The organism is Pedococcus sp. P1_H8, assembly GCF_056405175.1.
The window spans coordinates 1-377 of sequence record NZ_JBFUCP010000421.1 but is presented as its reverse complement, the minus strand read 5'-3'; the positions used below and the strand labels follow the sequence as shown (position 1 = coordinate 377).

Below are 377 nucleotides of genomic sequence, written 5' to 3'. Positions count from 1 at the left end.
GTCACACCTCGTGCCCCGTCCGAAACTCGTTGGCCACAAAACATAGGCGAGTCACCGACCGCTCAGCGCGTTTACTGCTTATATGCTGCCCTGTATCAGGCACTCGGGCCAGATAGAAGGGGTGCGTGGTGGTTGATCGCGTCGCGCCGTCGACGGAGCCGCTGGGCGACGATCGTCCCGTGCCCGCCGCGACGCACCATCCGTCGCCGGACGTGCCCCGTCCGCGGCGATCTCGCCGCGTCCGCGCCTACCTGGGCACCACCCCCAGCAAGCTGCTCCTGGTGGCGTTCGCGCTCACCGTACTCTCGCTGGTCGCCGGCGGCGCCGCCGCCGTCCAGGTCTCGGACCGGGCGCGCACCCTCGACTCGCTGCTGACC

Annotated in this window: 1 protein-coding gene; it reads left to right on the top strand. The window is 69.8% G+C overall.

Going from position 1 to position 377, the window contains the following annotated elements:
- Positions 1-125: 125 nt before the first annotated feature.
- Positions 126-377: hypothetical protein (locus AC1DYG_RS20650; RefSeq protein WP_477641697.1), on the top strand; the 252-nt coding region annotated here is incomplete at its 3' end.